The 7,248-nt window shown below is 73.2% G+C and carries 6 protein-coding genes and 1 pseudogene; 4 read left to right on the top strand and 3 right to left on the bottom strand.

Features of this window, described 5'->3' with window-relative positions; translation table 11 throughout:
• A pseudogene (locus tag D0D15_RS17855) lies at window positions 1-287 on the top strand (manganese catalase); the annotation flags it as partial.
• Window positions 288-340: 53 nt separating this feature from the next.
• Here D0D15_RS17855 and D0D15_RS17850 read toward each other — a convergent pair.
• The 3 genes from D0D15_RS17850 to D0D15_RS17840 form a co-directional block, all read right to left on the bottom strand.
• The gene (locus tag D0D15_RS17850) at window positions 341-1,576 is read right to left on the bottom strand and encodes a glycosyltransferase (protein ID WP_094005962.1); all 1,236 of its coding nucleotides are present in this window, start codon (window positions 1,574-1,576) and stop codon (window positions 341-343) included.
• Complete coding sequence (locus D0D15_RS17845; protein ID WP_094005961.1) at window positions 1,573-2,397, bottom strand: glycosyltransferase; 825 nt, start codon at window positions 2,395-2,397, stop codon at window positions 1,573-1,575. Before D0D15_RS17845 ends, D0D15_RS17850 begins: the two co-directional genes overlap by 4 nt.
• 235 nt (window positions 2,398-2,632) lie before the next feature.
• Window positions 2,633-3,037, bottom strand: coding sequence for a DUF4383 domain-containing protein (locus tag D0D15_RS17840; RefSeq protein ID WP_094005960.1), 405 nt, complete (start codon window positions 3,035-3,037; stop codon window positions 2,633-2,635).
• Window positions 3,038-3,175: 138 nt separating this feature from the next.
• Between D0D15_RS17840 and D0D15_RS17835 the strand changes: the two genes are divergently transcribed.
• The 3 genes from D0D15_RS17835 to D0D15_RS17825 all read left to right on the top strand — a co-directional run bounded on the left by D0D15_RS17835 (window position 3,176) and on the right by D0D15_RS17825 (window position 6,856).
• Window positions 3,176-3,970 carry a SigB/SigF/SigG family RNA polymerase sigma factor gene (locus D0D15_RS17835; protein WP_094005959.1) on the top strand — a complete coding sequence of 265 codons (795 nt, stop codon included), beginning with the start codon at window positions 3,176-3,178 and terminating at the stop codon, window positions 3,968-3,970.
• A gap of 119 nt (window positions 3,971-4,089) precedes the next feature.
• On the top strand, window positions 4,090-6,594 hold the full coding sequence (locus tag D0D15_RS17830; protein WP_094005958.1) for an ATP-dependent Clp protease ATP-binding subunit: 2,505 nt from the start codon (window positions 4,090-4,092) through the stop codon (window positions 6,592-6,594).
• 7 nt (window positions 6,595-6,601) lie between these two features.
• Window positions 6,602-6,856, top strand: a complete 255-nt coding sequence (locus tag D0D15_RS17825; RefSeq protein ID WP_094005957.1) for a DUF6480 family protein — start codon at window positions 6,602-6,604, stop codon at window positions 6,854-6,856.
• Window positions 6,857-7,248 lie beyond the last annotated feature (392 nt).

Here is a 7,248-nt window from a genome sequence, read left to right as displayed (position 1 = left end):
AAGCCGACGGCCTGGAAAGCGACATCGCCCCCAACGCCCTGCTCGACGAAGAAGACCAGACCCACAACAACACCATCTGGCACCTCTCCGACGGCCCCGACGGCAACAAAGGCTCCTGGTCCACCGGCGAAGACCGCATCGACTACCTCATGGACCCCAAACCCCTCGGCGGCCCCGGCAGCGCCCCCAAACCCGACCCACAGCTCTACGCGACCTACTCGCCCACGCAGGACGCGATGGGCACGGTCAAGGGCAAGGCCCAGTCCGCGGTCAACAAGCTGACCTGACGGAAAGAGCCCCCTCGGGAACCACTCCCGAGGGGGCTTTCCGCTCGCTCGCGTCAGACCGGGCTCGCCGCGGCGTCCGCGGGCACCACCGCACCGGCCGGGACCTTGTCCCCCAGCGCCTTCTCGTAGATGCGCAGGACGTCGACCGCGATGCGGTCCCACGAGTACCGCGACCGGGCGCGGTCGCATCCGGCGATCCCGTACGCCTCGCGCTGCGCGGGGTCGCCCAGCAGCCGCCGCAGGGTCGCGGCGAGCGCCTCCGGCCGCTTCGGCGGCACCAGCTCACCGGTCACGCCGTCCACCACGGTGTCGATCAGCCCGCCGACCGCGGCCGCCACCACCGGGACCCCGCAGGCCATGGCCTCCAGCGGCACGATGCCGAACGGCTCGTACCACGGCGTGCACACGACCAGGTCCGCCGACCGCAGCAGCGACGGCATCTCGTCGCGCGTCACCTGGCCCAGCAGCCGGACCCGGTCGGCGACACCGAGCCGCCGCGCCAGCTCCAGCAGGCGCTTGGCCTCCGGGTCGTCGGCGAGCCGTCCCTGCTCGGGGCCACCGGCGATCACCAGCTCGGCGCCGGGCACGGCGGGCAGCGCGGCGATCGCCGTCGCGAACCCCTTGCGCGGCACCAGCCGGCCGACGCTGACGATCCGGTGCAGGGTGCCGCGCGGGGCGGCCGGCCCGTCCGGCGTGAAGCGCTCCAGGTCCACCCCGCACGGGGCGACCGACATGCGTGCGCGCGGCAGGCCCATCCGGGCCAGCTCGAAGACCTCGTCGGAGCAGGTCGCGGCGACGCGGGCGGCGTTCTTGCCGATCAGCCGCTCCAGCTGCACCCGCTCGGGCGGGCTGGTGTCGGCGGTGCCCTGGTAGCGCTTCTTCACCACACCGAGGGCGTGGAAGGTCTGGACCACCGGCACGTCGGTGCCGCGGGTGGCCAGCAGCGACGCCAGCCCGGACATCCAGAAGTGCGCGTGCACCACGTCCGGGGTGTCCCGCTGCCACGACTTCGCCAGGTAGCGCCCGAACTCGGTCATGTGCGGCAGCAGCTCGTCCTTGGGCAGGCGCTCCGCGGGGCCGGCCGGGACGTGCACGACCCGGTAGCCCGCGAGGGCCCGGACCTGCTCCGGCTGCGCGCGGTCGTCGCGCCGGGTGTAGACGGTGACGTCGTGGCCCTGGCGGCACAACGCCGCGGACAGCTCCGCCACGTGCAGGTTCTGCCCGCCCGCGTCCACCTCGCCCAGCACGGCCAGGGGGTTGGCGTGCTCCGACACCATCGAGATCTTCATGCGCTACCTCCACTCGTCACCCGGCCGAGCTGGACGTCCCAGTTGCGCAGGAAGGCGTCCAGGCCGTAGCTGGCCAGCGCGTGCTCGCGCGCTTGCTTGCCCATCCGGTGCGCCAGTTCCGGGTCCGCCATGAGCTCGGCGGCCGCCCGCACCAGTTCGTTCACGTCCGCCGAGACGAAACCCGCCTCCGGCGGCACTGCCCGGGACGCCTCCGTGCCGGCCACCGCCACCACCGGCATCCCCAGGTGCATCGCCTCGATCAGCGACAGGCCCAGCGACGTCCAGCGTGGCGTGTGCAGGTACAGCCGGCACCGCGCCAGTCCCGTGTGCAGGGCGTCCTGCCCGAGATCACCCCGCGTGCGCAGGCGCTCGCCCAAGCCGAAGTGCTCCTCGAGCTTCTCCACGCCGATGCCCCACACGTCCAGCGGCGCGACCTCGGCGAAGGCGGGCAGCAGGTCGGTGCCCACCGCCCGGCCCCGCCGCACCGGCTCGTTCATCACGAGGCCGATCGAGGCCTCCTCGCCGGTGTAGAGCTCACCCGGGTCGACCACCCCGTGCTCGATGACCGTGGCGGGCGCCCGGCCGGAGTCCCAGATCAGGTGGTTGAAGTGGGTGACGTGCACCAGCGGGATCTCGTCCTGGCCGGCCAGCGGGTGCCGCGTGCGCGGCACGTCGCCGGTCGGGGTGTTGTGCTCCACGAACACCGCCGGCACGTCCCGGCCGGGCTTCCGCCCGGTCCAGCGCTCGGTCAGCTCGATCTCCTCCGGGCGCTGGAGGACGACCACGTCGATGTCGGCGTCGCGCAGCTGGGCCGGGCTCACTTCCCGCGCCGACGGCCACGCTCGGTCACAACGCCCCCGGCCCCAGGGACCACCCTCCGGCAACAGCGGAAGGAGGTACTCGTGCCGCCCGCGCACGAACGAACTGGTCCACGACCCGTGCACGTGCCACACCAGGATTCGCAGCGGATCGTCCTCTCCCCGTCTCATGGAGGAGTTCTTTCACCCTGGCAGAGGAACTAAACACGCTACGCAGCACTGCTACTCTCCGTAGTCGTCACACGCCTTCGGTGTTCCTCGTCCGGGTGGGCAGCAGGAAGACGACCAGTCCCAGCACCGCGACCACACCGTGCAGGGCGTTGTCGGTCCAGGCCGGGTCGAACAGGCGGCGGACGTCACCCGGGCCGCCGGTGCCCGCCGACAGCAGGCCCCACACGGTGATGCCCAGCAGTCCGAAGAAGACCACCAGGCCGAGGATCCGCGCGGACGGTCCCTTCCAGGCCGCCACCAGCGCGAGCAGGCCGACCGCGGTGCGCGTCAGGTTCAGCAGCGTTCCCGTGTGGAACCCGAGGAGTTCGCCGGACGTGGCGAACCCGCCGATCCCCAGTGCCAGGAACACCACGCCGACCAGTAGCGCGAAACCCTGGGCCACCGGCGCCCGCCCCGTGGTGTGTGCAGCCATGGAAAGACCTCCTTCGTTCCGGCTCGTCCGCCCGGGGTTCCCCGCGGCGGTCGGCCGCAACCAGGTGTGGCGAACGGCGGGACGGGGTAGCCCGGGCCATGACCAGGCCGGGACGAAGCAGCGGGGGGAAGCGGAACGTTGGCTGAGACGCGCCTCGCGGGCACCGTCGAGGACAACGATTCCTCGGTGGACGACACCCCCACCTTCACGGATCTGGCGGCCACCCCGCCGGAGGATCCGCGCCGCGAGCGGCTCCGCACCGCGCTGGTCACCCAGTACCTGTCGGTGGCCGAGCACATCGCGCGCCGGTTCAGCGGGCGCGGCGAGGCGTACGAGGACCTGCTGCAGGTCGCGCGGGTCGGGCTGATCAACGCCGTCGACCGGTTCGAGCCGGAACGCGGCACCGACTTCCTGTCCTTCGCGGTGCCCACGATCATGGGCGAGGTGCGGCGGCACTTCCGCGACGCCAGCTGGTCGGTGCGGGTGCCGCGCCGGCTCAAGGAACTCCACCTGCAGATCGGGCAGGCCAGCGGCGAGCTGGGCCAGCGCCTGGGCCGCGCGCCGACCCCGACCGAGATCGCTCGCGAGCTGGACCTCACGCCCGACGAGGTGAGCGAGGGCCTGCAGGCCGGCAACGCCTACTACGCCGTGTCGGTCGACAAACCCGCCGGTGAGGACGACGACGCCGCGTCGCTGGCCGACACCCTCGGGGAAGAGGACTACGGCATCGAGACCGTGGAGAACCACGAGGCACTGCAGCCGCTGCTGCGCGACCTGGCCCCGCGCGAGCGCACCATCCTCATGCTGCGGTTCTTCGGCAACATGACGCAGACCCAGATCGCCAAGCGCGTGGGCATCTCCCAGATGCACGTGTCGCGGCTGCTCGCGCAGACCCTGCAGCACCTGCGCGAGAAGCTCACCGAAGAGCCCTGACCTCGCGGTTTCACCCCGCCCGGCCCCGGGTAGCCGACGGCGGTGGATCGCCCGGGCCCGTTCCGTCCGATGTGGAGCGCCGGGCGCGCACCCCCACGGCTAAGGAGTGTTCCGCGCACATGACCGGCTTCTTCGCGGGCGGGCCCGGCAGTCCGTTCGACCAGTTCCTGGCCCAGTTCTTCGGCAACGCCGTGCCCAGCAGGCGGCCGAACGCGGTCGACATCACCCGCCTCATGTCCGACCAGGCGCGGGAACTCGTCGCGCACGCCGCCGAGAAGGCCGCCGAGCAGGGCCGCACCGACGTCGACACCGAACAGCTGCTGTGGGCGGCCACCCAGGCCTCGCCGACGCGCCGGCTGCTGGAGAGCGCGGGCGCCGACCCCGACGACATCGCGCGTGAGATCGACCGGCACGGCAACGGCGCCGGTCAGCGCAGCACGCCGGCCATGCTCGCGCCGGGCGCCAAGCGCACGCTGCTGGACGCGCACGGCATCGCCCGCACCCTCGGCTCCACCTACATCGGGCCCCAGCACCTGCTGCTCGCGCTCGTGGCCAACCCGGACTCCGCGGCCGGCCGCATCCTCGCGCGGGCGGGCGTCACCCCGGAGGCCTTCCAGGGGCCGTCACCGCAGGGCGCCCGGCCCGAGCAGCGGCCGGCCCGCACCGGCACGCCGACACTGGACCAGTACGGCCGCGATCTCACCGCCGAGGCGGCCGAGGGCAACATCGACCCGGTCGTCGGGCGCGACGAGGAGATCGAGCAGACCATCGAGGTGCTGTCGCGGCGCACCAAGAACAACCCGGTCCTGATCGGCGAACCGGGCGTGGGCAAGACGGCGATCGTCGAGGGCCTGGCGCAGCGCATCTGCGACGGCGACGTGCCCGACCTGCTCGCCCGGCGCCAGGTGGTGCGGCTCGACCTGACCGCGATGGTCGCCGGGACCCGCTACCGCGGCGACTTCGAGGAGCGCATGACCAACCTCCTCGACGAGATCCGCGCGCACCGCGACCAGCTGATCGTGTTCATCGACGAGCTGCACACCGTGGTCGGCGCGGGCGCGTCGGAGGGCTCGATGGGCGCGGGCAACATGCTCAAGCCCGCGCTGGCCCGCGGCGAGCTGCACATCGTCGGCGCGACCACGCTGGAGGAGTACCGGCAGCACATCGAGAACGACCCGGCGCTGGAGCGGCGGTTCCAGCCGATCCTGGTGCCCGAGCCGTCGGTGGCCGACACCGTCGCGATCCTGCACGGCCTGCGCGACCGGTACGAGGCGCACCACCAGGTCCGGTTCACCGACGAGGCGCTGGCCGCGGCCGCCGACCTGTCCGACCGCTACCTGACCGACCGGTTCCTGCCGGACAAGGCGATCGACCTGATCGACCAGGCGGGCGCGCGGGTGCGGCTGCGCGCCGGCCGCCGTCCCCACGACGTGCGTGAGATGCAGGCCCGGCTGGAGGAGCTGTCCCGGGACAAGGACCAGGCCGTCGCGGAGGAGAACTTCGAGCGCGCCTCGGCCCTGCGCGACGAGATCGCCGGCCTGCGTGAGCAGCTGCGCGCCGCGGACAGCGACGGGCGGCCCGGCGGGGCGCAGGAGGTGACGCGCGAGGACATCGCCGAGGTGATCTCGCGGCTGACCGGGGTGCCGGTGAACCAGCTGACCGAGGACGAGCGCGACCGGCTGCTGCGGCTGGAGGAGCACCTGCACGAACGGGTCATCGGGCAGGAGGAGGCGGTCGACGCGGTCGCCGAGGCGGTGCGCCGGTCGCGGGCCGGGTTCGCCCCGCCGGGCCGGCCCTACGGCAGTTTCCTGTTCCTCGGCCCGACCGGGGTCGGCAAGACCGAGCTGGCGCGGGCGCTGGCGGCGGCGCTGTTCGGCGACGAGGAGCGGATGATCCGGCTGGACATGTCCGAGTACGGCGAGCGGCACACGGTCAGCAGGCTGATCGGCGCTCCCCCGGGCTACGTCGGGTACGAGGAGGCCGGCCAGCTGACCGAGGCGGTGCGGCGGCGGCCCTACTCGGTGGTGCTGTTCGACGAGATCGAGAAGGCGCACCCGGAGATCTTCAACGTGCTGCTGCAGGTCCTCGACGACGGCCGGCTCACCGACGGGCGCGGGCGCACGGTGAATTTCACCAACACCGTGCTCATCATGACCAGCAACATCGGGTCGGAGATCATCTCCAGCAGCACGCAGGGCGCGCTCGGGTTCGGCACCGACCGCGGCGACGCCGAGGGGCCGCTGCGGGACCGGCTGATGCGGCGGCTGCGGGAGTCGTTCCGGCCGGAGTTCCTCAACCGGATCGACGAGATCATCGTGTTCCGCAAGCTGGCGGCCCGGCAGCTGGAGCAGATCACCGAGCTGATGCTGGAGCAGACGAAACGGCGGGCGCACGCGCAGGGCATCACGCTGGAGTTCACGCCGGAGGCGGTGTCGTGGCTGGCGCGGGCCGGGTACCAGCCCGAGTTCGGCGCGCGCCCGATGCGCCGCACGATCCAGCGCGAGGTCGACAACCCGTTGTCGAGGATGATGCTGCGCGGCGAGCTGTCCCCGGGCGCGCGGGTGCGCGTGGCCGGCGGGGACAAGGGCTTGTCGTTCGACGTGTCGGCGTCGGTGGGAAGGTGAGTGTGCGATGAGCGGTCCCGATCCGCGGCCGGGCGACACCCCGCCCGACCCCGACCCGGCCCGGACGCCGGGGCTGGAGCCCGGCGGAGGCGTCGCCCCCGGTGACACGCCGCCGGACTCGGGGCAGACCTCCGGCCTCTCGCACCACCAGCAGAAACCACCACGAGCCCTCCCCGTCGCGACGATCGTGATCTCGGTGGTGCTGGCAGTGCTGGTGGCGGCGCTGCTGGTGGCGTCGGCGGTGGGCTGGCTGCAGTTCTGAACCCAAGCCGGCCTGCGACGCCCCGGCGGCGGCGCGGCGCTCCGGCGACGGCGCTCCGGCGCTGGGCGGCAGGGGCAGCCCGGCGACAACGGCGCCCTGGCGGCACCGGCGGCAGGGGCGGCTCCGACGGGAACGCAGCAGGCCGGCACGGCAGCGCCGCACACCGGTGCCGTCACAACGCCGCGGCAGGCCGCACTGCGGCTCGGCTCCGCGGCAGTCCCCGGCGGCGGTGCAGCTCACAACACGGCGGCTCCGCGATCACCGCCCCGGCCTGACCACCCTCCGGCACCGCCACCCAGCGCCTTTACGCACCACCGCGCCGCGACAGCGCCGCACACCGGCGCCGCCGCAACGCCGCGCTGCGGCTCCCCGGCCGTCAGCCCCGGCGATGG

Origin of the sequence: Amycolatopsis thermalba (assembly GCF_003385215.1) — a bacterium.
In the GTDB taxonomy this organism is placed as follows: Bacteria; Actinomycetota; Actinomycetes; order Mycobacteriales; family Pseudonocardiaceae; genus Amycolatopsis_E; species Amycolatopsis_E thermalba.
The sequence above is the reverse complement of the archived record's forward strand: the minus strand, read 5'-3'. Positions and strand labels throughout refer to the sequence as shown.

Excerpts from the sequence above, each read along its gene's own strand:
- D0D15_RS17850 (WP_094005962.1), bottom strand. The coding sequence starts at position 1,576 with ATGAAGATCTCGATGGTGTCGGAGCACGCCAACCCCCTGGCCGTGCTG.
- D0D15_RS17840 (WP_094005960.1), bottom strand. The coding sequence starts at position 3,037 with ATGGCTGCACACACCACGGGGCGGGCGCCGGTGGCCCAGGGTTTCGCG.
- D0D15_RS17830 (WP_094005958.1), top strand. The coding sequence starts at position 4,090 with ATGACCGGCTTCTTCGCGGGCGGGCCCGGCAGTCCGTTCGACCAGTTC.
- D0D15_RS17825 (WP_094005957.1), top strand. The coding sequence starts at position 6,602 with ATGAGCGGTCCCGATCCGCGGCCGGGCGACACCCCGCCCGACCCCGAC.